Below are 24,656 nucleotides of genomic sequence, written 5' to 3' on the forward strand. Positions count from 1 at the left end.
TCGAAATCTCGTTAGGCGACGCCTCAAGCATGCCAAGCCATGCCCGAGAGCGCGACACACCCGGGCATGGCTTGGCCGGCCCGGGTCACCGGGATCTACGAGCCTTTCGAACCGCGCGTCAGCCTTTGAAGGCGGCCACCGCACGGCTCAGCCTGAACATCGCTTCCATCGCCGCGTCCTTGGCGGTCGGGACTTCCTGGTCCGGAGGCCATACGCCTTCCGGATCGACCAACACCTTGGTCACGTAAGAGAGCATCTCACAGGCGAAACTGTCATCCGCGAGTCTCAGGTCGCCGATCATCCTACCGATGCGATCCATCACGGGCGGATGCGTCGAGCTGTTTCCATGAGGGACGAGTTCGAATTGCGCCACCCAGGCAAGCCCGGTGAACATGCCGAGGGCACGCCGCTCCAGATCCAGCTCGGTCTCCGAGGGTCGCGTCTCCAGAGCCCTGCCCGGATCGACCTGCAACGATCCCTTCATCCAATGCGTGGCTTGCGCGTCGGCCTGGAATTCCTGTTCCTTGGCTTCGTGCGGCAACGGCTCGGCCACGGCATGATGGTTCAGCCTCAGATGAGCCAACTCGTGACGCATGATCCAGCCGAGTGCGTTCTCGAAGGTGCGGTTGCCGCCAAGGCTGGCACCGACGGCGTCGGGGTCCGGCACCGGAGCCCAATCGACCCAGCCGTCGAACTTGTTCCTGCTCAGTCTCGACGACAGTTCGAAGAGATGCAGCCCCTCCTCAAGCTCTCCGCCGATCGCAAGCTGCGGAGGGCCTGCGGTAGGGTCGGCTGTTCTCTGGGCCTCGAACATGGGACGTCCGACCCGAACGACCGCCTGGGAAAAAGCCCACAGGCTCGCAAGACCGTTCCAGGTGATCCTCACTGCAGGCGGGGGCGTCACGGCCGCGAACTCCGACCTGAAGGTCCGAGGAACTTCCAGAGCCAAGTCCTCAAGCTTCAAGGGCACTTCGGCCGGTGTCACGCCGGCATCGTCACAGCAGGCGAGGTACCATCGTTCGACGACGGGTCGGAATGTCGAGAACACCTGAGGAAGGCAACTCATGGATTTTGCTCTACGTGCGGCGCGGGACACGGCATCGAGTAGGTCGTGCCTGCCGCCGCCGATATGGCTAGGACGCCCATTGGCCATCAAGTATCGGCGGCTCGCACGCTCTCGGGGTGATCCGAGGCAACCCTTGGGCTAGGGCGCGAGCGAGCTTGGGGTTCGCGCGATCGGTAGAGAGCCCCCAGCGTCATCCCCGCTATCCACGGGAACGCATGAAAGGTAGTTCGGGAACTGCCAAATCTGTTGACGCCGATTCGCGGCGTTCTGTATGTGTTCTCGGCGCGTCGAAGGCGCTTCCTGTGCCCCCGCCGATGCGGAAGCACCCATACCGCCCTCGTAGCTGACGCTCGGGCGGCCCCAGCCTCGAAAGCCCTTCTATGCCCTGGACGTGCCCGCGAAAACGGGATCGCCGGCGTTCCCGCCGGTCCGCGACGCCCGTCGGCATAGCCGGCCGGCCGCGCATCCCTCGCCAGACCCAGAAACCTCCCGAGGCCTAGCTCGCCGCGTCAGCGGATGGCTGCCTCGCGCTTGGAGGCAGCCATGACCCGTCAGACCATCGAGAGCCGCATCCTCGGCAAGCGTCGCCCGCCGGCGGACCCCATCGATGTCGAGTTCCCCGTCGAAGCGGCCGACGACACCTACGTCGCCGCCTGCCTGAACGGCCTACGCCCCGCCCGCGACGTGCTTCCCACCGTGGCGCTCGCCGAAGCCCTTGGCCCCGCGGGTCTGCGCCGCCTGCGGGAAGCGGACGGCATCGCCGTCGTGGTCGAGGTTCCGAGCCCGGACTGGATCCCCGGCATCGAACTGGCGCTCCGGAGTCTCACCGATTTCGCCCACATCTGCTGCAGATCCGGCGCCTCACGCACTCAGGATAGACCGACGGAGGGCAATGAGAAGGTCGGGCGCCTGCTCTCGGACGGCGCGCGCGTCGCAGGCGTCTCGCAGAGCCCGGCGCGCTACCTGCCTGCGACCCTCGTCGCATCCGCCGACCTCTACGTCAGGATCGGGCCGATCTCCTGGCCAACCTGCGCCGGCCGACGCCGGTGAGCCGCTTCGACCTCGGTCGCTACACGCCCACGCACGCCGTCGGCGACAAGGCCGCGGAGGTCGGCGGTCACCGGCTCCCGCCCGGATCGGTCCTGACCTCCGCGACGAGGGTCTGCCCGCACTGCGTCGCGGAAGACCTCGCCCGGTTCGAGAACCCCACGAAGGCCCGGCCGTGGTCGAGGCTTGAATGGTTGCTGCTACCGGTCCGGGTCTGCGGCCGGCACGGGGCCGTGCTGGTCCACGTCGAGGCCGATGCGACGCTCCGGGCCGGTCACGACTTCTCGGCGACGTTGGCGCGCCGCGTGCTCCCCGTGCTCGACCGGCTCCGGGCGGAGGCTGAACCCGCCACTGGCACCGCCTTCGTGGACTGGTTCGTCGCCAGGCTCGATGGCATGCGCAATCCCGGCAACTGGCTCGACGACGTGCCCCTGCACGCCGCCTCGGCCTTCTGCGAGGGGCTCGGGACCTCGGTCCTTCACGGTCCGGGAACGCATCCCTCGGACATGGGCATGGCGGACCTCGCGCGGGCCGCGGAGGAGGGCTACCGCACCGCCGCGCAGGGGGCCGAGGCGGTCGGGAGCGCCCTCGACGGCATCGTCGGGCGCGTCCGTTTCGGGAAGCGCGGCTCCGTCGGCCATGGCAAGGTCTACGGGCGCGTCCACGCAGTCCTGCGGGCGAATCCCAAGGACGTCGCGTTCGAGAAATTCCGCCACGTCCTGCGGGAGCACGCCTTCGGGAGGCTCCCCATAAGCCCGGGGACCGCCTTCCTCGGCGTGCGGCTGGACGAGCGGCGCATGCACACGCAAAGGAGCGCCGCTTTTTCGAGCTCCCGGTCCGACGCCGGGCTGATCCGGCTGGTCGGCCCCGAGGCGGTCGCCGACGGGCGGCGGCTCTGGATCACCGTCGAGGAGTTCGGGAGGGTCGTCGCCGACGTCGAGGACCACCTCACGGCCAAGGACGTCGCCGCCAGGACCGGCTTCTCAGCGAAGCAGGTCGGGCACCTTGAGGAGGCGGGACTGCTGTCGCCCTTGCCCGAGGCCGACCGGAACGCGGGCTCGAAACGCCGATTCCTCCGTCCGGACGTCGACGCCTTCATGGCGAGGCTGTTTAGGAACGCGGTGCCGGTGGCCAACCCCGCCGAGCCGAGGATGACGATCGAGCGTGCGGCGCCCGGCTTGCGCGTCGGCACCGTCGAGATCCTGAACCTCATCCTCGACGAGCGGCTCGCATGGGTCGGACGCCATACGACGGGCGGACGCTACGGCGACCTCCTGATCGACCGCGACGAGCTATCCACGGTCCTCCAGGGCGCCGGCTCCCCCGACGACGTCACCGAGACCGAGGCGGCCGCCATGCTGGCCGGCGTGGACCCGGGGAGACTGTGGTGCCCGGTCAGGGAAGGGATGCTGGAATGGTCACCCGGATACCGCCCGCGCGATCCGCGGTCAGTGAGGGCGTTGACCAGGGCGAGCGTCGAGGCGTTCGCCTCGGAGTACGTCACCCTGAAGGAGGCGGCCGCCGTCCTGGGCCTCGCGCCCCAGCAGGCGATGCGTCGGCTCGCTGAAGCCGGCATCGGGGACGCGGCGGCGTACGACCGGGTCCGGATGAAGCTTTACCGACGCCGCGACCTGACGGCTTGCCTGTCGGCGGCCGACGCCGCATGACCGGCCGCGGCGTTCAGTGCATTCCGGGGGCGGCCGCCAAGGCCAGATCGAGGTCCGCCGGCGGATCGTACGACATCTGCATGATGCCGAAGGCCATGGCGGCGCAGCACATCCGGCTAGCGTCGTAACGGAGCTGGAACTCGGCAGCCTCCCAGGCATCGGCCGTGACGGGGGCGTCGCCCGAGATGTCGGCCCGGAGGACGTCGAGTTCCTTCCGGATGTGATCCGCGTCGAACGCGACCTCCGGAACGCGGGAGACAAAGTGTTGCAGCATCCGCGGGTCGACCGGGATCTGATGCTCGTCGAACCGGAACCAGCGTAGCCCCGTCGCCGGATCCGGGGGCGGGACGTTGTCGCGCTGGGCGCACATCGACATCATCTCGACCACGCTCTCGATGGCCTCCGCCCGCGTCGCGACGGGCTCGGGGGTTCCGACGATCCTCGGGATGCCGTGCGGCAGTCCCTTGAACTCCAGGTCGGCGTGCCAGCCGCCGCCTTCCTGGTACAGGTGGACGCCGGCTGCCTTGGAAAGCTGCCAGTACGCCTCGGCGGCGGCGTAGACGTTGCTCAGGGCTTCCACCCGCACGCCCGTCACGTCCACGAGCTGGCCCTTCAGCTGCCTGAGCAGGGACGCCGCCTTCGCCCGGTTCTGCGGATTGCTATGCTTGTAGCCCATGGCGAAGCCTCGTCCCGCCCACGGCGGGAGCGCCGGCCGGTCAAGCGATTCTCTGATCCCGGGCTGCAACCCAAAAACCGTCCGAAGCCTCATCACATGTGAGGTTGCGCAGAGCCTCGAAACATGTGCGGATCTTTGGTGTTCGAGGCACGCAACTATGGTGTTGCTTGCCTCTCATCCCCTACGTTCTCAACGCGGAACATTGGGTCGGCTATCAGCGCCCGGATACTCGACTCAGACCGGGTCGGCGCGCGGGGCCGCTTCAGTGTACCTTGGAACCGCGCGATATGGCGGGCCTCGCGGCGTCCTCGTGAAGCGAGGCCGCGAGCTGGCGTCCGAGTTCGTGCAGCAAGGCGTCGACCAGCAGCCGCAGCCGCGCCGCCTTGTCCGCGTCCAGGGAGCGGATCAGGTCGCAGGCCTCGATCGCATTGTCCGCGATGCGTTCCAACACGGACCCCGACGTCTCGAAGGCCGCGAGGAAGTGCGCGGGGCCATCGATGCGGCTGTCTGTCCGGCTGTCGGTCACGTCGATGACGATCCCGCGCCCGCGCATCCCACCATCTACGTCCCGCTCGTAGTGTCCGCGGGCGAGAACCCAGCGCACGACGCCCGGCGCGGGCAGGATGCGGTGCTCCCATACGAACAGCCCGCCTTCTTCCCGCACGCTGCGGCGGCGCTCTGGGTCCCGGGCCACGTCCTCGGGATGGAAGATTGAAAGGAGGTGCGCGCGCGAGATGCCTTCTGTGACCGCCGCGCCGGACAGCCCGAACATCCGTGCCATCACCTCGTCGGCGCGGACCCGGTCGGCGTCGACGTCTTCTTCCCACAGGCCGATGTCGAGCGTCGTGAGCGGCAGGGAGGCCGCCGAGAGATGGGCGTCCGCTGATCGGCGTGGCATGCTCTGTCCAGGTTCCAAGACCGCCGAAGGCATTTGAAACACAACCCAGGGCTGCGGAGCAATCCGAAAGGCAGCTTTCGTACGACGGGTCGAGGTGGCCATGCTGTGTTTGAGCGCGTCAGGCTAGGCATTGGCCGAAACGCGGCTTCGCGGGGCATGGGCTCAGGCTTCCCAGACAAGCTTCGCCCAGGTTTCGTGCACAGCCGCTTGCATCTGCCGCGGCAGCGCTCGACGCATGCCAGCTCTCGGATCCGGACCATGCCAGCTGCGCGGATTGCGATCGTCGCTTCCGGTAGGCGGCCATTCGTGGCTAGCCCGGAAAATCAAAGCAGGCTCAGAAGCGGAAGCTGACCCGCTCCACGCAACCGGACGTTCAGACTACGACCCATGTCAGCCATGAGAACGAGTGTCGGCGCTTGCCAAAAGCAGACACTTGCGAAGTATCAAAAGTTTGTATTTGGCGTACATAGTAACAAATCATTGAACGCCCTTAGAGGCTAATCTGCTTGTGGCGCGGTTATCTATACACGCACATCAAAAAGATTTAAAGCACCAATAAACATAGCAGATTTGATGCCGTATTGATGTGCTGGATCAGAGCCTTGGGCTTATCGAGCCATCGAAGGCGCTGCGGGGGAAGAGGGAGGCGAGAACCACGGCACGAGCGCGTGAATGCGGGGCAGCTCTCGCTGGATGATCGCGGCCCGAGCCAGCTCGGCGATCCGGGGTGCCAATGAGACCAGATAACCTCGGCGCGTGACCAGCAGCGGCTCCCGGGAAAACCCCGGACCGGGCAGGGGCAGGACGCTGACGTGGCTGGCATGCGCGATGCCCTGCAGCAGGCACAGGGGCGTGGTGATGGCGACCCCCATGCCGGTCGCCACCATCGCGACGAGACTGTCCGACGTGTCGAACTCGAACGCCCGTGGAGGCCGGAGACCCGAGCGGCTGAGGTGCCGTTCGACCTGCCCGCCGACATAGGAGCGCTCGCTGTGCCGGACGCGACGATGCTTCTCGAAGATCGCGGCCAATTCCTGCCCTTCGAGTTCCTCCCTGAGCCCGCGCGGCACGACCAGCACGTAGGGCTCCCGGTAGAACGGAAACCGCTCGATGTCGTCGAGGTCGGACATCTATCGCAGGTGATCGCGGCGTCGATGGACCGGCGGAGGAGCGCCTCGGAATGGGCCGCCCTGCCACCGTTCTGACGCCACGGTCGCTGAAGGACGAGCGCTTCGCTCGATCGCGCCAGCAGTGGATGCCGAGCGTCAGAACCGCCCCCCGGATGAAGACTTCGGCGGCATCGGGAAAAGATCGATGGCACCCCTGAACGGCATGTGCCTGCTGACAGGTCTCGCCCAGGTCAGCGCTCGCGTCGCGGGTGCCGGCGCCGCCTTCCGCCGAGCGTTCGGTGCACCGGCTGCGCGCCTACGCGACGCGAAGGTCCACCTCCGCAGCGAGCAGCGGGAGATACTCCGCTATCGGCCGTGGCATGCCGCGCAGATAGCCCTGCATCTCCGCGCAGCGGTGCCGCCGCAGGAATGCGAGCTGCTCCTCCGTCTCGATCCCTTCGGCGATAACCGGGACGCCGAGGCTCTCGCCGAGGCTGATGATCGCGCGCACGATCGCGCCACCCTTGCTCGTGACGCCGACTTGGCCCACGAACGAGCGATCGATCTTGATCTTGTCGAAGGGGAATGACTGCAGCGTGGCCAGCGACGAGTAGCCGGTCCCGAAATCGTCCATGGAGATGCGCACCCCGAGCGCCTTGAGGTCGCCCAGCACCTCCTGCGAGCGCGCCGCGCTATTGAGGAACAGGCTCTCGGTCACCTCCAGTTCCAGGCGATCGGGCCGCAGTCCCGTCTCCGCGAGCGCTTGCCTGACCACGTCGCACAGGTCGGCCTGCCGGAACTGCGCAATCGAGAGGTTGACGGCGATGCCGAGGGGCAGCCCCCAGGTTGCAGCCTCGCGGCAGGCCTCCCGCAGCACCCATTCGCCGAGCGGCAGGATCGCGCCTGTCTCCTCGGCGAGCGGCACGAACAGTGTCGGCGGGATCGCTCCCCGGATCGGGTGCGTCCAGCGCAGGAGGGCCTCGAAGCCGCAGGCGCGGCCCGTGGCGACCTCGAACTGCGGTTGGTAATGCAGCGCGAACTGCGGGGTGCCGATGGCCGCGCGTAGGTCGAGCGCCAGCTGATGCCGTTCGCGCGCCGCGGCGTCCATCTCCGGCTTGAAGAAACGGTAGCCCCCCTTGCCGTCACGCTTGGCGCGCACCAACGCCATGTCGGACGCGGAGAGAAGGCGTTCGCAGGTGTCGCCGTCGCGCGGGAACGAAGCGATTCCGACGCTGCAGCCGACGTCGATCCGCCGCTCGCCGTCCGCGAAGGGCGCGCCCAGCGCGTCGATGACGGCCCGTGCGGTCGTGGCGGGCGTCCTGCGGCCATCGAGGCCGGTCGCGAGCACGGCGAACTCGTCGCCTCCCAGGCGCGCGGCGACGCAGCGTTCGCCCAGCAGCCCCCGCAGTCGTTTGGCGACCTCGACGAGCAGGCGGTCCCCGGCGGGATGGCCGAACAGGTCGTTCACCTGCTTGAACCCGTCGAGGTCGAGGCAGAGGAGCGCGGCCTCCTGCCCCGTCCCGGCGCAGATCGCCAGCTCGCGGGCTACCACGTCCGCGAACTGCACGCGATTCGGCAGCTCGGTCAGGGCGTCGTGCCGCGCGAGGAAGCCGAGGCGCTCCTCGCTCCTGCGGCGCTCCGTGACGTCCTCGTGCGTGCAGATCCACCCCCCGCCGGGAACGGGCACGCGCATGACGCTGACGTCCCGGTCGTCGGACAGGCGGACGACGGAGGCCGTCAACGAAGGGGCGTCCGAACCCGGCGGGGTGACGACCATGTCCCAGTCGCCTCCCGCTTCCCCCCGCAGCGACAGGACGACCCGGCGGAGGTCTTCCGCCTTCGCGCCTGGCTCGCGAAGATGGCGCGGGACCGCGTACAGTTCGGCGAAGCGCTGGTTCATGACGACCAGCCGCCTGTCGGCGTCGAAGAGGCAGAGGCCCTGGATCATGTTGTCGAGCGCGAAGCCGAAGCGCTCGCAATGCTCACGCAGGTCGCGTTCGCCGCGGGCGCGCTCCTCGGCGGCGGCGGCGCGCCGCAAGGCGCGGGCCTGACGGAGGAAGAGGGCGGACAGGGCGGCGATGCATGACACCAGGAGCGCCGCCGACGCGCCGACGACGAAAGCCTGGCGCCGGACGGGGGCGAGGCTCGCCTCCACCGTCCGGCTGACGCTGAGGATGAGCGGGTAGCGGGCGAGGGCCTTCGTCGCGACGAGGCGCTCGTGGCCGTCGATCGGGCTGACGTTGCGCAGGACGCCGCCCGCCCGGTCCCGCGCGGCGATCAGCGCAGCCGCCGCGGTGGGCAGGACCTTGCCGATCGTGGCCGCCCGGTGCGGGTGGCGCACGAGCAGCATGCCGTCGTCGCGGAAGACCGAGACGACGGCGTCGTCGGTCGGCGAGATCTGCCGGTAGAGGCCCTCGAAGTAGCCGAGTTCTACCGCGCCGAGCACGAGGCCGAGGAACGTCCCGTCGGAGGCTGAGACCTTGCGGGCGACGTAGATCGTCCATGCGCCGTCGCCGCGATTCCGAACCGGTCGGCCGACGAAACGTCCGCGCCCCGGGTCCGCGGCGAGCGCCTTGAAGTAGTCTCGGTCCGCGATGTTGACGTCGGGGATCGGCCAGTAGCGGCTGAAGTTCAGCAGTTTGCCGGCGTGGTCGACGATCGTGATCGCGTTGACCTGCGGGAGCGCGGCGATGCGGGCCCTGAGGGCCAGGTGGAGGTCCTGCCGGCCCGCCGCCGCCGCGTACTCCTCGGACGTGGCGACGCCCGCCTCGCGCAAGCCGTCGATGACGGCATCCTGCACCATCTCCATCGCCTGCAGGGAGCGGTCGGCCTGGTCGGCGAGGACGGCCGAAAGCCCGACCAGGCCGCGCTCGACGTCCTGAACGGCCTGCCGGTTCATGTCGACCACGAGCAGCGCCGCGGCCGACGCGATCGCCAGGGCCAATGCGGCCAGCGCGGCGGCGAGAGCCGCGCCGGGGCGAAGCGCGGAGGCGAGCATCGACCGAGGTCCCGGCACCGGCAACAGGCTCCCCTTATGTCTTCGCACGTCCCGGCTGCCTTCTGGGGCCGGGTGCGTTGAGAATCTTACCGGTCGATCGACTTCCCCTGGCCGAGCCTCGAATACGATGAACCATGCGTTACGGTGGTGCTCGAAGCGCTCCCCGCGACCCGCGCGACCTTCGGTTCGGAGACCGGCACCGGCCGCGATGGCGCCCAATGCGTCCTCCGGCGCCGTCGCGCGCGCGTGATGGCGCCGGGCGCGCTTGACGCCCGGCTATCCTGCCACGTCCATGGCGGGTGCGGGGGGGGCGGCGCGAGATCCGTCGACCGGCATGAAATTGGAGCGGGTTGGAGATGGCTACGTCAGAGGCCGGCATGATCAGGGCCGACCTGCGCTTGCCCGACGTCCCGGGCCTCGATGATGCCGGGCTCGCGCATTGGTTCCCGGGCTTCGACGGGCAATGGACGGAGCAGACCAAGACGTTGCTGCGGGCGCATGGCGCCACCGGACTGGACCTGAACGCGAATTGGGCCGGCGTGCCGGCCGACTGGCACTGCACATGCTGTCGCAGGCCCAAGCCGATGATCGTGCGCAAGGCACGGAACGGGGTCCTGCTCGCGCATCTCGACCTGCATCACGACCACCTCCGGGATCACCTGCAGAGCCTGGTCGGCGCATGGGTGGGCGTCTCCCGGGTGGAGGGCGCCGGCGCCGGGTCGGCCCATGCCGGCGAGCACATGCGTGCGCTGGTGGTGCGCTTCCGCGACACGCTCGTTTGCGACGCGTGCAACGCGGCGGACGGCACCGCGAAGCGGCTGCTGGGATCGGAGATCCACCCCGCCTTCTCCTTCTCCCCGGCTGAGATCGGCCGGTTCATCCGGCCGCGGTCCAATGCGCTCCACGAGGTCGACGTGGAGGCGGCCTGCCGCACCTGGAGCGAGGTCAGGCATGGTTTCGAGGACCGGCTGGCGTTCGCCGCGCTCCTGGTCGAGCGGCTGGCCTCGGGGAGTTTCGCTCAGGAGCGCGGGCCGGACGCGGTCATGGCGTTCGCCAGGCCGGCGGACGAACGAATGATCGACCGTTGGGTCCGCGACGACCCGGACCTGCATGCGATGCGGACCTGGCAATTGGGGATCGAGGCGCGGTTGCGCGCCAGGTCCGTGCGCCGCGACGCTGTCGGCAACTCGGGACGGGCGCGCAAGCCGGTCGCCGGGCGGCGTCCCACCGCCGCCGACATCGCCGCGTTCGAGAGACAGGCCGGGAAGGGCTGGCAGCGGACGCCGCCCGATTGGGCCTGCCCGTGCTGCGGCCGTGGCAAGCCCGCGATCCTGCGTATCTCCGGCGGCGGCAAATGGTTCGCGGAGCTGCGCACCCATTCGCATCTTGAGCTGGAGACCGACCCGCAGAGCCGGGAGTTCAGGCATGCGCTCTACGGCCACGGCGGCGCCGGGCTCGTCGTGGCGTTGCGCCGGCAGGTATACGTCTGCTCGGACTGCGGCGACGTCTCCTCCAGGCTGCAGTCCGCCCGCCCCGTCGTGGATCGGAGACCTACGCTGACGCTGGAGGACATGCGCGAATGCCTCGGCGAGGTGCGCGACAACGAGAAGCCCGAGATCGATGTCGCGAAGGCGGAGGCGTGCGACCGGGCCAATCTGGCCTTGGCCGTGGCCGAGGCCGAGTTCGTCCGCCATCGGTCGCTGGCCATCGATCTCTGGGTCCTGCGGCTGAAGTTCGGCAGGCACCCCGACATCGCCGCCGCCCTGACGGGCCGGGCCCGGTCGGAAGGGCTCGACGTCGAGGCCATCCCGGCCGCGATGCGTTGGCTCCTGCGGCAAGGGGAGGCGCTTCATGCCGCGCATGTGCAGGAGATCGAGCAGGGCCGGCCCGCCGGGTGATCGGCCGTACGGACGAGGGCGGTTCGGGACCGGGGGCGGCACCCCGGTCGCCGCGCCCGCGCTGGACCTGTTCCCCGGGCCGGTCATGCCCCGCCTTCCGCGGCGGCGGCCGTCATCGGGGAAGCCACTATTTAGAGGCAGGTGGCGCTCGTGGCATCGACGACGCAGGATGCTACTTCCCGCAGCGTCTTCGCCCACTGAGCGCGGAGGCTTGAAGCGGCGCCCGAACGCTCAGAGATCTGGGGGCTGCATGTCCGCGTCCTGGAGAACCTCGATCGTCCGCCGGTCGAACAGAAGCGTCGTCGGCCCCTGCCCGCGGTCGAGCCGTGCGCACGGCCGGATCCTGTCGCTCAGCAGGTGCCGGATGGCCCGCGCGCGATCGTGGTGGCGGGACCCGCGGCGCAGGGCCCGCGACGCGTCGTCGAAGGTCATATGGTCCGCGGTCCGGCGACCCACCGTCGGGACATCGTACCGCAACGACGCCGCCAGGCGTTCGAGGGCGCTCCGGACGAAGCGACCGCGGGTCGCCTCGCCTTCGGCCCAAGGGACCCGCGGGAGGATGTCCATACCCGCAAGCGCCGACAGCGTCCGCGTGTCGAGGTCGAGGATGCGCCTCGCCTCGGGGACCGACACGGAGGCTTCGACCGCGTCCCTGAGCCTGGCGAACTCCTCCGCGCTGCATTCTCGCTCGCCCGCGGCGGCGAGGCCGGCGTGCCGCAAGAGACGATCCAGGATCGTCGGGTCGAGGCCGAGCCGGCGCCCCAGGGCGAGGCGGTGCTCCTGGACCACCGGCGCGAGGGTCTCCCCGAGCAGGGGGAGCTCGCGCGACACGACCCAGGCGGATCGGACGTGGGACAGGAGCGCGTCCCTGATCGGACCGGTCGCATCGCCGGGATGCGCTTCGAGCCAGCCCAGCAGCGGGTCGAGCAACCGGCGCAGGCGCCGGCCGTCGAGGTGGGGAGACGGTGGCTCCAGCCCGAGGAGGCCGGCCCGCAGCGCGCGGCCCCCGTCCCCGACAAGGCCGAAGCCGAGGGTCGCGCGCGCGCGGTCGACCTGCGGGCTGCTCCTGGACGCCGAACGAGGGCTCAGCGTCTCGCCGACCGCCAGGACGCATGAGAGCGCGTCGGTGAGCGGCATGGCGTCGAGGATCGCGGCGGGACGCGCCGGACCGAAGCCCAGCCGACCGACCAGGTAGGCTTCCCAGCCCGCGTCGGGGGCCGAGGCCCCCGACGCGGCGAGAAGGTCGTGACCGCAGGACGAGCACAGGCGCGGGGGGCGATCGCGCCATGCGAGGGGCGATCCGCATCCCGGGCAGGCGTCGAGCAAGGCGCAGCCATGGCGTTCGCAGCGGTCGACGGCCCGAAGGTCCCACCACGTCCGACGGTACTTCCAGAGCGTTGCTGCGTCATCATCGCCGTTTGAATCCTGTACCAGGCACGGGATGCAGACGCGCTTCGAAGGCGCCCAGCCCCGGAACGGCACGACGAAGCCGCCGAGCCGCATGCCGCGGGCCTCCCGCACGAACGTCGCGTCGGTCAACGACCGGGCTTCCAGGCCGAGCAACTCGCCGACCCGGTCCACGCCTACGCCGTGCCGCAAGGCCTTGCGATCGATTCCCAGCGAGCGGGCCAGCCGGTCGCCGTCGGCATCGCCCAAACGGGCGGCCAGCCGCTCGAACGCCTCGTACGCGGGCTCCCCCGGCCGCGGCGGAACGCGGATCGCATGTGGCATGGTGATGGCGTGCTGACGAAACCGGCCTGACGCCCGATCCCAAGGGTGGTTCCCCCTTCGGCGTCAAGCCTTCAGCCGCGCGGCCCGGCTAGGGGCAGCTCCACCCATCCGCGCGCCGAGGCAAGATCGGGCACCGGGAAGAAGGGCCGGCCGGCGGCGTCGCGCCCCGTCCACGGCTGGCGAGCGACGTCCGCGAGCGGGCCGGCCGACGGGGCCGGGACCGCACGGTTGCGTCGCTTCTCGTCCTGACCCGATCCCTGGCCGACCCGGCCGGGGCGACGCCCGCATCGGCGGCGCTGCGGCGATGAAGGTCATCGACCCTCGAACCGCGGCTCCATGCCGAGGCCACCCGATACGTGCCGTCGCGGCGGCCGGGCACGGTTCCTCGCGTCGGATCTCCGCCGCCGCCAGTCGCCGGCGCGCGCTCCCCCGGAATCGACGCTTCGGTGACAGGCCTCTATAGACGCGCCGCGCCCAGGGGCGGGCGATCCCCCCGCCGATGACGGAACGGAAGGACAGGATGCAGACGCAGCACGGTCTCGCGGGGGCCAACACCGAGGCGTCGTTGCGGTTTCATCGCTTTCACGAGAGGCTCAACCGTTCCCTCAAGACGCAGGTCATCGGGCTGGGGATGCTTAAGGACGCGATCGACAAGGGCGAGACCCGCGACGGCATCAAGGAGATCCTGTACGCCCAGAACGACCTCTGGGGCGGGATGCCGGACTGGGGCCGCCCGCAAGAGCTGATCGACGAGGGGAGGCTGGATATCGGGCGAGCGGGCGTCGTTCGCGGCTTCTCGGCGTTCGACCTGTTCCTGGACAACCTGAGCGCCGAGCTGGAGAGCTACGGCCGCTTCCGCGGGGCCAAGCCGAAGCCCAAGGGGCGTCTCCCTGCCAGGCAGGGTGGCGACGGCACCGACGACGGAGCGGCCGCGGCCGAGGCTGGGCTGACCAGATACTATGAGCGGATCGGCGCCGACCTCGACGGCGTCAAGTTCCTGCTGCCCCTGTACGTATACTTTCGCGTCGCTCGCAACTGCATCGCGCACCGCGACGCGATCGCGAGCGGCGCGGCGGAAGACCTCTCGCGAGGGGACGGGATCCGAGATGCGCTGGAGGCGTGGCCGGATCACACCGACGATATGCGCGTGCCGGAGATACTGCCGCTCAAGGAAGGTGCGGAGATCCTCTTCACCCACAGGCAGGCCCTCTCGAACTCTTCGATCCTGAGGCTGATAGCCATGGACGTCAACGAGAAGGCCTTGACCATATTGGGGGTCGAGGGCGTCGTTTACGCCGCGGCAAAACGCTTGCTTTCCATTCCGTCGGCGAACGATCCCGAGATCAGGAGAAGCATGCCGGCGACGATAAATTACATACTCTCGGATCGGTACAGGGTCAGGAATGTCGACTCGTTGGGTGCATCCAGGATCCTGTCCTCGCTCGGCATGAGCAAGAGGTGCGAGCGAAGGTTCCAGTCGCTTGTGGGTCCTGCAGGGATCGGCGGTGGCTGACGGGGCGCCGCGATCGGCGACGGACGGGCCGGCGCCGTGGGCCCGTCGGGCGCCCGTGACCCTTTTCTGCCGCTGGGCGGCGCCCCTGGCGAGGGCGTGAGCCGGCACCGCTGCGTCCGCCGTGGTTCGCATCGGCGCACCTTGCCGACGGACGGGAACTCGATCCGGGGGACCCGGCCGCGGCGCCGGGGCGCGCGTCCGCCGAAACCTCGCGTCCTGCCGTCGATGAACGCCTCGGTCGGACGATGGCCGGGCCACGCACACGTCCCCGGGCAGCCGCTGCTGGCGAGATCCGGATTCGGCGCCCGGTCACTTCATGTACGTCCGGATCGCCTTGATCAGGACGCTCGCCCCGTCGGCTCGGCCCGGATCCGGGTCGGTCGCCGGGTCCGCCAGGGTCCGGCGGACGTGCCGTTCCATCACCTCGGCCGTCAGGCCGTCGATCGCCCCGCTCAACGCCGACAGGAGCATGAGCAGCTCCAGGGTGTCGCCCTCGTCGACGATCGACCGCTCCACGGCCCCAGCCTGTCCCATGACCCGGCGGATGCGCGCGACGAGCTTCGCCTTGCCTGCGTCCGTATCCCCCACGTCACGGTCCTCCCGCCGCACCATAGGCTGAGCCGGACGGGGCCGTCGACCCTGGGGCGACAGGGCGGCGGGAGGCGCCGATGCGGGAGACCGGGAGGGCCGGCGCCCGGCATCCGTGGGCCCGTGGCGGACCGGACGCGCCGCGGGCGAGCGGGGAGGCGACGCCGCTCCGCGAAGGGGCATGCCCGGTCATCGTCCCCGCGGGCCGAAGGGGACTCCCGACCTAGCCGAGCATCGGGGGGCATCGTCCGCGGCCCCGTCGCGCCGGGCTTTCCAGTGCGGCGGCCGAATGCGCTATCGAATGGGTAGGCGATGCCGGCCTATCCTTTGGGCCTGGGCGAACGATTGCTGCCCTGGGTCGGAGGGACGGCATGGCCGGTACGATGCGGGTGCGGGCCGAGGGGCCCTGGAGCGACCTCGCCCTGCATACGATCGGGTGGAAGGCCTTCCAGGATCTATGCGCGCAGGTCTGCGAGGAGGTGCTGCGGCGCCCGGTCCAGGTCTATCGGGAGGCGCAGGACGGCGGGCAGGACGCGGTGTTCCTGTCGGGGCCGGGCGGCGGCCACGACGCGACGATCCAGTGCAAGCACTCCGCGGACGGACGGAGGCGCCTGAGGGTGGGGGACATCGCCGCGGAGCTCGCCAGCGTCGACCGGCTCGTCGCCCTGGGGCAGGCGAAGACCTACATCCTGATGACCAGCATGGGCGTGGACGCCCCGGTGGCTTGCGCGATACGCGCGCGGCTTCGTGCGCGGGGCGTCGCGAGGCCGCACGTCCTCGGCCGGGAATGGCTGATCCGGTCGATACGTGCGCGCGCCCGCCTGCGCGCCCTCGTCCCGCAGGTCTACGGCCTCGGCGACCTCGGGGCGATCCTGGACGAGCGCATGGCGGCGCAGTCGCGCGCGCTGCTGGAGCAGTGGCTGCCGAAGCTGCGTTCGTACGTGCCGACCGAGGCGCACCGCCGTGCCGTCCACGCCCTGAACGAGCACGGAGCCGTCCTGCTCCTTGGCAACCCCTCGGCGGGCAAGTCGACCATCGGCGCCATCCTCTCGGCGATGGCGAGCGAGGAGGCGGGCTGCACGGTGCTGCACCTGACCGGGCCGCGGGAGCTCGGTGACGGCTGGAATCCGAATGATCGGAAGCGCTTCTTCTGGATCGACGACGCTTTCGGCCCGAACGTCATGCGGGACGAGTACGTCCAGGACTGGAGTTCCGCCTTCCGGAAGATCGAGGCGGCCCTGTCGCACGGCAACCGCTTCCTGCTCACCTCGCGCCGCCACATCTACCAGCGCGCCAAGCCGCTCCTTGGGCAGCGCAACCTCGCCGCCTTCGTCGACGGGCGGGCGGTCGTCGACGTCGGTGCGCTCACGGGTGCCGAGAGGGCGCAGATCCTGTACAACCACGTCGCGTTCGGCGGCCAGGCGCCGGCATGGAAGGCGTCGGTCAAGCCCTGCCTCGACGCCGTGGCCGAGGTCGACGGCTTCCTGCCCGGGGTCGCCGAGCGTCTCGGCGACCCGGCGTTCACGCGGGGCCTGCGGCCGACCGTGGAGGGTCTCCTCCGGTTCATGCGCGAGCCGCGCGAGCACCTCGTCGAGACCATCGGCTCCCTGGGCGACACGCTGCGCGCCGCCCTGATGCTCGTCTACGTCCATCAGGGGCGACTGTCGGCCGACGGCTGGGACGACGACACGAGCCGGGCCGTGGCGGACCTGCTCGGCGTCCGCCTGGCCGACGTGCGCAACCGCATCGCCGAGCTGGCGGGCTCGTTCGTCGTCGAGCGGTCGGCCGGCGGCGGAACCTGGACGTTCTCCCATCCGACCATCGGCGACGCCCTGACCGAGATCCTGCGCGGGCAGGCCCACATGGTCGCGGCGCTGCTGCGCGGCATCGCCCCCGAGAACATCCTGTCCGGTTTCGTCTCGGAGGGGATGCCGGCCGCCAGGGACGCCGGCATCATCCCGGCGTCGATGAACGACGTCGTCGCCGCCAGGATCGCCGGAGTGGAGGACAGGCAGGACACCAACCGCTCGCTGTTCCTCTTTCTGGCGCGCCGGGCCAGCGATGACCTGCTCGCCCGCGTGGTCGCGGCGGACCCGGGACTCCTGGACAGGGCGACCTGGCGGACCGAGCGCGCCGCCGACGACCCGTGGCTCAATCTCGTCGCGCGGGCGCACCGGCTTCGTCTCCTCCCGGAGACGGTCCGGGCCCGGGCGGCGGCCGAGCTCGCAGCCGCGGCCGTCGACGGCTTCGAGCTCTCGTTCCTGCCGGATCCCGGTTTCCTGGCGCTGTTGCCGCCCGGCGGCCTCGTCGCGCTCGGGCTGGAACTCAGGACGCGCGCCCTGCCGGCGGTCGCCGGCCTGATCCGGCAGGCGGCGGCCACGGCCGATCCCGAGGAGGACCCTGACAGGAACTTCGAGCGCTTCGAGGAGGGGTTCGGCGCGCTCGCCGACATCGGCGTGCTCGACGACGGGGCCGAGGAACTCATCGAGGAGGCGCGCGACCTCATGGCGGAAGCCGTCCACGATCTAGTGCAGCGACGGCGGGAGCGGCACGCCCTGACCGAGCCCGGCGACGAGGAGGAGGAATGGGCCTTCGCCTCCGCGACCACGATCCCCGAGATCGCCGCCGCCCCGCCGCCGCCGCGGGAGCGGCCTCGGAGGTCGATCTTCAGCGACGTCGACCGAACCGATCCGACGGACGGCCGGTGAGACGCGCCGGTTCGGCCGGTTCGGCGGCCGCACCGAGGCCCACGTCCCGGCGGTCGCCGGCCCATGCCACGTCGCAACGCTCCGGCCGACGGAGCCCAGTCAGTCCGCGCTTGGCACCGGTCCGTATCGGCTACTCCACCGGCGCCGGGCGCACCCGCTCGCCCTCGCGGTACTCCGACCATGCCCGCCTTGGCAACTGCGCGGAGGAGGTGAGGAACATGCCGGGCATGAGGGCGGCGGCCGGAAGGTCGGGCCACGCGGTCGAGGTGCCCCGCACCGCCAGCACCGCGCCCATGGCGATGACATTGCCGATCGCGTCGTTGCGCGAGCACGACCAAAAGCGAGCGCATGTTCGCACCGCCGTCCTTGTACGGGCTCGGGAGCAGCACCGAGGCAGCGTTGACCGCCAGCGCCAGCTCGCCGGCCAGACCCATGACCTCCGCCTTCGGCAGGCCGAGGGCCAGCGTCTGGCAGACCGTCGAGCCGAACGCCATCAGCGACGGCGGCACGCCCGTGGTGAGCGCGGCCGACGCACGGGTGCGCAGGCTCGCTCCGATCACCGCCAGCCAGAGGCCGTAGGTCACCGTGTCGGCGAGCAAGGCCATTGCGTCGGCCTGAGCGCCTGAGACCCAGCGAGCCGGCCCGCCGCCATCTCTCCGAGGAACAACGCCCCGTTCCGGGCCGATCACCGTCCAGAGGATGCGCTTGTGGCGTGGGTTCCCGCCATCGAAGACCGGGACGCCGCCGGTGCAGCACGCAGCGGCCGCCGCGCCGTGGGCGATGGCGGGGGAGGGATGTCCCGCCGGTGCGGGCGCGGGTGGTTGGCAGCGGGCAACGCGTCTTTCGCAGCAGCCGTCGGCTATGGGGTGACTCGCCTTCGGCCCTCACCTACTTCTTATAGCCACCAAAGGTTCAAGGGCCATGGCAGAGATATCGATCGGCGAGCTGGCGCGGCGCTCAGGGGTAAAGGTGCCGACGATCCGCTATTACGAAGGCGTTGGCTTGCTGCGCGTCCCGGCGCGCACGGGTGGACTGCAGCGCCGCTACGACGCCGCCGCAGTGGCGCGGCTCCACTTCATCCGGCACGCGCGCGAGCTTGGGTTCGAGGTGGCCGCGGTGCGCGAACTGCTGGCGTTGAGTGAGCAGCCGGACCGCCCGTGCGCGGAGGTCGACGGCATCGCCCGCCGTCACGTCGAGGACATCGACCGGCGCATCGCCCGGCTCGTGGCCCTCCGACGCGAGCTGCGGCGCGCCCTGGACACCTGTGGCCGAGGGCGGGTCGGCGACTGCCGGGTGATCGAGGCGCTCGCGGATATGGAGCAACCTGCCGAGTAGCGGGCGGTCCGTCCCCGGTGTGATCCAAGCCGCGGCCCGTATGCCCGGGGAGGAGCGCCCCGCAAGAGTGGCGGGGGCGGGTCACGCCTGTCCGCCCGTCGTCGGGGATCGGGAGGGGCGGCCGCCGTCGAAAGGTCCGTTGGCCGTTGGGCCCGCTTCGGTCACCCGGACGGCGCGCCCGCCCCGTCGACGCTCGCTCGATACAAGTCCCCCCGCGGCGGCGACACTGGGCGCCGCCGGGCCGGCTGACGAGATGCGGCCGTCGTTCGCTCCAGTGCCGGAACGGGCGGCGGGGCAGGTGGCTCCGTCCGGCCGGCTCGGCCTCGATGACGAACCCAGTCGCCCGCCGTGGGGCGTGGCCACCGTGCCGGCCTCATCGCCCGGCGTGATCAGCCACCGCGCGACCAGGGCGTCGGCGATGTCGACGCCGAGCCATCCGGTGGGGTGATCGTAGCGGGTGCGGGCTTCGCGCAAGGCCGGATCCATCCTCGGGGTCGCCCCCCCGCAGCGCCGCGATCGGCGCGCCGGGATTCGCCATCGCCATCATCGCCTCCGGCCTGCGGAATACATCCGCCGAGACGCTGCGAAAGCAGCGTCATCGAACCTGATAGGCCTCGGTCGGGTGAAGCCCGCGAGTGGCGTCATTGATCCGGCGGCGTCCGCGGGACGACGGCCAAGGGCCATTGGTCGGGACCCGAACCCGACGGGACCGAAGGGATGCCGAATCCAGGCGGCGTCCGTCGTTCCGGCGAACGGGACCGCGGACTGTCGCCGGCGCCAGCCGCCCAGGACAACCTTAAGGAATCGCATGGCAATCTCGTGGCGCGGCGCTTGGCTCCGCGACCGATGGGAGGGAAGGCGATGCTGTCGCGGGGCAGGTTGCCGGACCGGCGTCCGATCATCCCACCGAGGGAATACCCGCTGGCGGCGTCGTGGGCGGTGCTGACCGCGGCCGGCCTCGCGCTCGCCACCATCGACCGCATGGTTCCTGGGATCGGCATGGGGCCCGCCTACATCCCGCTGATCGTCCTGGCGGGCTGGCGGCTCGGACCTGCGGTCGCCTGTGGCGTCGCCTTGGCCGCCGCTTTGCTGAACGTGTTGCCCGCCTTGCCCGAGGAAGCGGCACTGCCTCCGGCGGTCGCGGTCGCCCGGGCCTTCCTCCGCCTCGGCACCTATGCCTTCGTGGTTTTCGCCACCTGCACCTTGCGGCGCGCCTACGACCGCGAGCGGGAGGCCGCCCGCCAGGACGCGTTGACAGGCGCCCTGAACCGGATCGCGTTCGAGGATCACGCGCAGGCCGTCCTGTCGACGCGGCGCGGCGGGCGCCACGTCGTGGTGATGGCCGACCTGGACGGCTTCAAGGCGCTGAACGACCGGGAAGGCCATGCCGCCGGGGACGAGGTTCTGCGCCGGGTCGTTGCCGCGGCAGGGGCAACCCTCTCCCACGGGGAGCGGATCGCTCGGCTTGGAGGGGACGAGTTCGCTTTCCTGCTGCAGGCCGAGACGGACGCCTTGGCGGCAGTCCGGGCGGAGGCGTTGCACCAAAGCCTCGTGCATGCGCTCGCCGGCCGCGGCGTCGGCGCGAGCATGGGGGCGATCGTCCTGGCGGCCGGCTCGGGCGAGAGCCTCGCCGCGGCGCTACGTGCGTCCGACGCGCTGATGTACGCCGCCAAGGCCGGGGGCAAGGGGGGCCTGCGCCTCGGCAGCTTGCCGCCGACGGTGCGGGCCTCCCCCGAACCGGATGCCGCCGCGATCCCGATGGTTGCCTGACGTGCGAGCCGGCGCGGCAGGGCCCGCCGCCACTCGCGGGAACGGCTCGATGCCGCCGGCGATCCTCGCGGCCGACCTGACGATCCGGACCTCACGCATGATGCCCGCGGGCTGGGCGGTCGGCGCGCCCGCCGGTCGGCATGCATCGCGACCGTGATCGCATTGTCGCAGTGGATCGGGTAAGGGGTGCGGGCAGGTCGATGGAGATGCCTTTGGCCAAGGACGAAAGGAGCACGCTTCCCGGGCCGATGCCAGACCATGAGGATGCGGTGAAGGCGGAGGTCGAGCAGGTCAGCTCGAAGATCGACAAGGCCTTCCGCAAGCTCGCCAAGAAGATGCGCGAGCGTGCCGACAAGGCGAAAGCGAAGGCGGATGGGACGCGCAAGCCGGAGAGGCGCGCCGTCCTGCTCCGACGTTGCGAGCTATACGCAGACGCGGCGACGCACATCGAAGGACGATTCTCTGGTGGCGAGGATTAGCGTCCCGGCCTGAAGCTCGATGCCGGCCGATTCACGTCACCGTTCCGCCGGGGCACCGGTTCGCGCCCCGGCTCCGTCGCCCGGGCCCGATGCTGATCAGTCGGGATCGGCCGGGCATGGGGCGTCTGCCGGGTACGACGGCTTGCTTCCAACCCTGCGGGGGCGCCCGCATGCTGGCCATCCGGGGTGAACCAAAGTATAGAGTTCGCCTGATATGCGCCCATGTACGGGCGCACAGGATCCGAGACTACATACGAGGTGTGCTGGCCGTCCGGCGACAAGTCATGCGTCGGCGTGCCGTGTGGCGATGCAATGTCGCGGTGAGGCCTCTTGAGGGGCATCCGGCCGACGCCGCGCTGAAACTCCGAAGGTTTGCTGTGGTGGATGATGTCGATCCGTCCCCGGCCTCCCGGGCCGGCGGTCAGGAGCAAGCTTCCCCAGAAGGGCGGTACTGCGTCAGGCGCCTCGACGCGCGGGGTAGGACGATCCAGACCCACGACATCGTTGCCATGGATGGCGACGAGGCTGTGGAGTTGGCACACGCGCTCAGCGGAACGGGCAGGGCGCAGCTCTGGCACGGGGACAAACTCATCCACGAGATCGAGCCGTTCGCGTTCAGGCGCCGGCCGGGCGTTACGTGAGCGTGGAGCCGCCCGCCGCGCCCCGAAACGTCCCGCGCGCCGCGCGGGCGTTCGCCCCCGGCCGATGCCGTCATCGGGGCATGCGCCTCGGTGCGGTTGCCCGGGCCTGCCCGGAAGGGCCAAGTGTCCACGAGGCGGCCGTCCCGAGGCCGGCTTCGGGACGGCCGCGTCACCGGTCGGGTCACGGCAATGGCACGACCGACGCACTCCGCCGCCTCCGGCGCAAGCCACGCGCTGCGTGACCCGGCCCCCCGGACGCGGGAGCCGGGGCGCCGTTTCGCGGGGCGTCACGGCCATTCATCGAATGGCTCGGTGCGCGGGCGTCGCGGCTCGCCCTCCCGCCATCGCCGCGCGGGCGACGAAGCCAATGCGGCGTGAAGGCGGACCGGACCCACGATCAGGATCGACTGTTCCGACGGGAAAATATTTGTCGATATCCCCGCAATCAACAGATGTTTTGCCCGGTAAAGTCTAGACATCGAAGCGCTTCTGCTGTAGTGGACGCTTCTCCCGGTGAGACGTGCAGGTGCGCGCCCGGGCCCTCCATAATCCCCTGACCTCGACCATCGCCTTGTCCGCGGCGGCGCGTCGTCGTTCCCTGAACCAGCCGCGCCTCGGCGCGGCCCGGCCAGCGATGTGCCGCCGATGGCGTCCATCCCGGACGTCGTCCCGGCGTGCTTGGAGTTCCACCATGCTGATCGCCTTCTCCGGCGCCTCGGGGCGCACGGACGCGTCACACGCGTCCCTCCTCGCCGCGCACGCGGCCACCGTCGCGGACGGCGCGGCGACCCTGCTGGCGTCCGAGCGCGTCGCCGTGCCGGGATCGCGCACCGGCCTGCGCCACGTCCGCTTCCGGGAGACGGCGTCCGCGGGCGAGGTCGCCCGGGCGGCGGAAGCGTGTTTGCGGGGCGGCGGACCCGTCTTCGTCGACCTGCCGTCGAGGCACCTGCGCGCGGGAGCGGTCCGCGCGTTGCTGGACGCATCCGTCCTCGTGGTCGGCCCGCACGCCGCGGACGAGCGCGAGGCCGCCGCATGGCGCGCCGCACACACGACCCCGGTACCGACGTGGTATCTCGGCTGCCGACGCGCCGGCGGCGCGCCGGCGGCGGCGCGGTTCGCGGCCGCGATGGCGCTCCTCGATCCCGACGGACCGACGCTTCCCTGCGCGGTGCCGCCGCTAGGTCGGGGCGAGGCCTCCGGCCTGGCCGACGGGACCCCCGGAGGGCATGCCCTGCGGGTCGCGCTGACGCTGCTGGGCGCCGTTCGGCGGGCCACGGGGGCTCCCGGGCGGAACCTGCCGCCCGAAGCCCGCGAGGACGAGGCGAGGCGCATCGGCGAGGCCGCAGACGTCCGGTCGCTGCCCGAGAGGCTGCGCGACCTCGCCGACGACGTCGAGGCGGCGGAGGCCGGGCTCAAGCCGACCGCCGACGACCTGGCCGGCGCGCCCGTGCTCGACGGCTGGTCGTGCGACGCCGTCTTCGCCCCGGTGCTCAAGGGACGGGTCACCGGCCACCCCGGCATCGCCGAGGGGCACCGGGTGCGGACCAGCGAGGTCTACCTCACGGATCGCGCGACGTTCGCCCGGACGCTGTCGCGCTGGTACGTCCTGCGCACGCCGGCCGGCGATTCCGCGGGCGCCGTGCACTAGGTCGGCGCGGCCTCCCCGGGCCCCCGGTCCAAGTCCCAGTTCCAAGCCCAGTCCAGCCGAGCCGAGCCGCACGCGGCGTCGGTTGACGGAGTCTTGCGCATGCGCCTCTGGATCCTGTCCGACCTGCACCGCGACATGGGCGTCCCGTGGACGCCTGAGGCCATTCCTGAGGCCGATGTCGCCGTCGTCGCGGGCGACGTCGGCGAGGGGATCGAGACCTCGCTCGATTGGCTCGCGCGCACGATACGCCCGCACATGCGCGTGGTCTTCGTGGCGGGAAACCACGAATACTACCGGTCGTGCCGTCCCGACGCCCTGGCGGCCGGGCGGATCGCGGCGGCGCGGTCCGGCGTCGACTTCCTGGAGGACGAGGCCACCTGGATCGGCGACGTCGCGTTCGCCGGGTGCACGCTCTGGACCGATTACCGGCTGGACGGGGACGGGCGGGTGGCGTCCTCGATGGACGACGCCCGGCGGATGCTCGCCGATCACCGCCGGATCGACCGGGCGCGCCGCCCGGCGGCCATGCCGTTCCGGCCCGAGGACGCCGCCGCGGTCCACCGCGCCAGCCGCGCCCGGCTGGAGTCGCTCGCCCTCGACCGGGCGTGGACCCTGGCCCGGGCCCGGGTCGTCGTCACCCACCACGCCCCGGCCGCGGCGTCCCTCGACCCGGCCTTCGCGGGCCGGCCGCTGAACCCGGCCTTCGCCTCGCGCCTGGAGGGGACGATCGGTCGCCTGGGGGCTGCCGTCTGGGTCCACGGGCACGTCCACGCCAGCCGCGACCACGTGGTCGGTCGGACCCGGGTTGTCTGCAACCCCAAGGGGTATGGGCGCGAGAACCGGGCCTTCGACCCCGCGCTGGTCCTCGACGCCACGACCTGAGC

At 70.9% G+C, this 24,656-nt stretch carries 17 protein-coding genes and 1 pseudogene; 10 read left to right on the forward strand and 8 right to left on the reverse strand.

Going from position 1 to position 24,656, the window contains the following annotated elements:
* Positions 1-118: 118 nt before the first annotated feature.
* Positions 119-1,153, reverse strand: a complete 1,035-nt coding sequence (locus BKE41_RS25900; protein WP_083374425.1) for a phage exclusion protein Lit family protein — start codon at positions 1,151-1,153, stop codon at positions 119-121.
* A gap of 456 nt (positions 1,154-1,609) precedes the next feature.
* On the opposite strand from BKE41_RS25900, the gene BKE41_RS25905 reads away from it, so the two are divergent.
* Entirely contained in the window at positions 1,610-2,116 is a 507-nt protein-coding gene (locus tag BKE41_RS25905) for a hypothetical protein (protein WP_043075217.1), read from the forward strand.
* A complete protein-coding gene (locus BKE41_RS25910; protein ID WP_071000291.1) occupies positions 2,113-3,780 on the forward strand; it encodes a TniQ family protein in 1,668 nt (555 codons plus the stop codon). The genes BKE41_RS25905 and BKE41_RS25910 overlap by 4 nt, the downstream gene beginning before the upstream one ends.
* 13 nt (positions 3,781-3,793) lie before the next feature.
* On the opposite strand, the gene BKE41_RS25915 is transcribed toward BKE41_RS25910, so the two are convergent.
* The 4 genes from BKE41_RS25915 to BKE41_RS32500 form a co-directional block, all read right to left on the reverse strand.
* Positions 3,794-4,456, reverse strand: a complete 663-nt coding sequence (locus BKE41_RS25915) for a hypothetical protein (protein ID WP_043075220.1) — start codon at positions 4,454-4,456, stop codon at positions 3,794-3,796.
* A gap of 262 nt (positions 4,457-4,718) precedes the next feature.
* Positions 4,719-5,354 (reverse strand): PAS domain-containing protein, encoded by a 636-nt coding sequence (locus BKE41_RS25920; protein ID WP_043075221.1) that lies wholly within the window; start codon positions 5,352-5,354, stop codon positions 4,719-4,721.
* 608 nt (positions 5,355-5,962) lie between these two features.
* Entirely contained in the window at positions 5,963-6,484 is a 522-nt protein-coding gene (locus tag BKE41_RS25925; RefSeq protein WP_107645319.1) for a LysR substrate-binding domain-containing protein, read from the reverse strand.
* Between the two features lie 295 nt (positions 6,485-6,779).
* A complete protein-coding gene (locus tag BKE41_RS32500) occupies positions 6,780-9,680 on the reverse strand; it encodes an EAL domain-containing protein (protein ID WP_269467569.1) in 2,901 nt (966 codons plus the stop codon).
* Positions 9,681-9,838: 158 nt separating this feature from the next.
* Here BKE41_RS32500 and BKE41_RS25935 point away from each other — a divergent pair, with 158 nt between their 5' ends.
* The gene (locus tag BKE41_RS25935) at positions 9,839-11,359 is read left to right on the forward strand and encodes a hypothetical protein (RefSeq protein ID WP_052517002.1); all 1,521 of its coding nucleotides are present in this window, start codon (positions 9,839-9,841) and stop codon (positions 11,357-11,359) included.
* 231 nt (positions 11,360-11,590) lie between these two features.
* Here the strand turns inward: BKE41_RS25935 and BKE41_RS25940 are convergent, their stop codons facing one another.
* Positions 11,591-13,090: a TniQ family protein gene (locus BKE41_RS25940; RefSeq protein ID WP_071000293.1), complete on the reverse strand. Its 1,500-nt coding sequence runs from the start codon at positions 13,088-13,090 to the stop codon at positions 11,591-11,593.
* 520 nt (positions 13,091-13,610) lie between these two features.
* Here BKE41_RS25940 and BKE41_RS25945 point away from each other — a divergent pair.
* Positions 13,611-14,603, forward strand: a complete 993-nt coding sequence (locus BKE41_RS25945) for a hypothetical protein (protein ID WP_127992111.1) — start codon at positions 13,611-13,613, stop codon at positions 14,601-14,603.
* A 309-nt stretch (positions 14,604-14,912) separates the two neighbouring features.
* Here BKE41_RS25945 and BKE41_RS25950 read toward each other — a convergent pair whose 3' ends face one another.
* Complete coding sequence (locus BKE41_RS25950; RefSeq protein ID WP_043343706.1) at positions 14,913-15,191, reverse strand: metal-sensing transcriptional repressor; 279 nt, start codon at positions 15,189-15,191, stop codon at positions 14,913-14,915.
* A 371-nt stretch (positions 15,192-15,562) separates the two neighbouring features.
* Here BKE41_RS25950 and BKE41_RS25955 point away from each other — a divergent pair, with 371 nt between their 5' ends.
* A complete protein-coding gene (locus tag BKE41_RS25955; RefSeq protein WP_043075224.1) occupies positions 15,563-17,899 on the forward strand; it encodes a restriction endonuclease in 2,337 nt (778 codons plus the stop codon).
* A 130-nt stretch (positions 17,900-18,029) separates the two neighbouring features.
* Here the strand turns inward: BKE41_RS25955 and BKE41_RS25960 are convergent.
* A pseudogene (locus BKE41_RS25960) lies at positions 18,030-18,762 on the reverse strand (cation transporter).
* A 58-nt stretch (positions 18,763-18,820) separates the two neighbouring features.
* Between BKE41_RS25960 and BKE41_RS25965 the strand changes: the two are divergent.
* From BKE41_RS25965 to BKE41_RS25990, 5 genes are all read left to right on the forward strand, one after another.
* Positions 18,821-19,234, forward strand: coding sequence for a helix-turn-helix domain-containing protein (locus BKE41_RS25965; RefSeq protein ID WP_043075225.1), 414 nt, complete (start codon positions 18,821-18,823; stop codon positions 19,232-19,234).
* Between the two features lie 861 nt (positions 19,235-20,095).
* On the forward strand, positions 20,096-21,004 hold the full coding sequence (locus BKE41_RS25970; RefSeq protein ID WP_071000294.1) for a GGDEF domain-containing protein: 909 nt from the start codon (positions 20,096-20,098) through the stop codon (positions 21,002-21,004).
* A 212-nt stretch (positions 21,005-21,216) separates the two neighbouring features.
* Complete coding sequence (locus BKE41_RS25975) at positions 21,217-21,483, forward strand: hypothetical protein (protein WP_024828390.1); 267 nt, start codon at positions 21,217-21,219, stop codon at positions 21,481-21,483.
* 1,332 nt (positions 21,484-22,815) lie between these two features.
* Complete coding sequence (locus tag BKE41_RS30560) at positions 22,816-23,772, forward strand: hypothetical protein (protein WP_052517004.1); 957 nt, start codon at positions 22,816-22,818, stop codon at positions 23,770-23,772.
* A gap of 99 nt (positions 23,773-23,871) precedes the next feature.
* The gene (locus tag BKE41_RS25990; RefSeq protein WP_043075229.1) at positions 23,872-24,654 is read left to right on the forward strand and encodes a metallophosphoesterase; all 783 of its coding nucleotides are present in this window, start codon (positions 23,872-23,874) and stop codon (positions 24,652-24,654) included.
* Positions 24,655-24,656: the final 2 nt, after the last annotated feature.

This window comes from Methylobacterium sp. C1 (genome assembly GCF_001854385.1).
Lineage (GTDB): Bacteria > Pseudomonadota > Alphaproteobacteria > Rhizobiales > Beijerinckiaceae > Methylobacterium > Methylobacterium radiotolerans.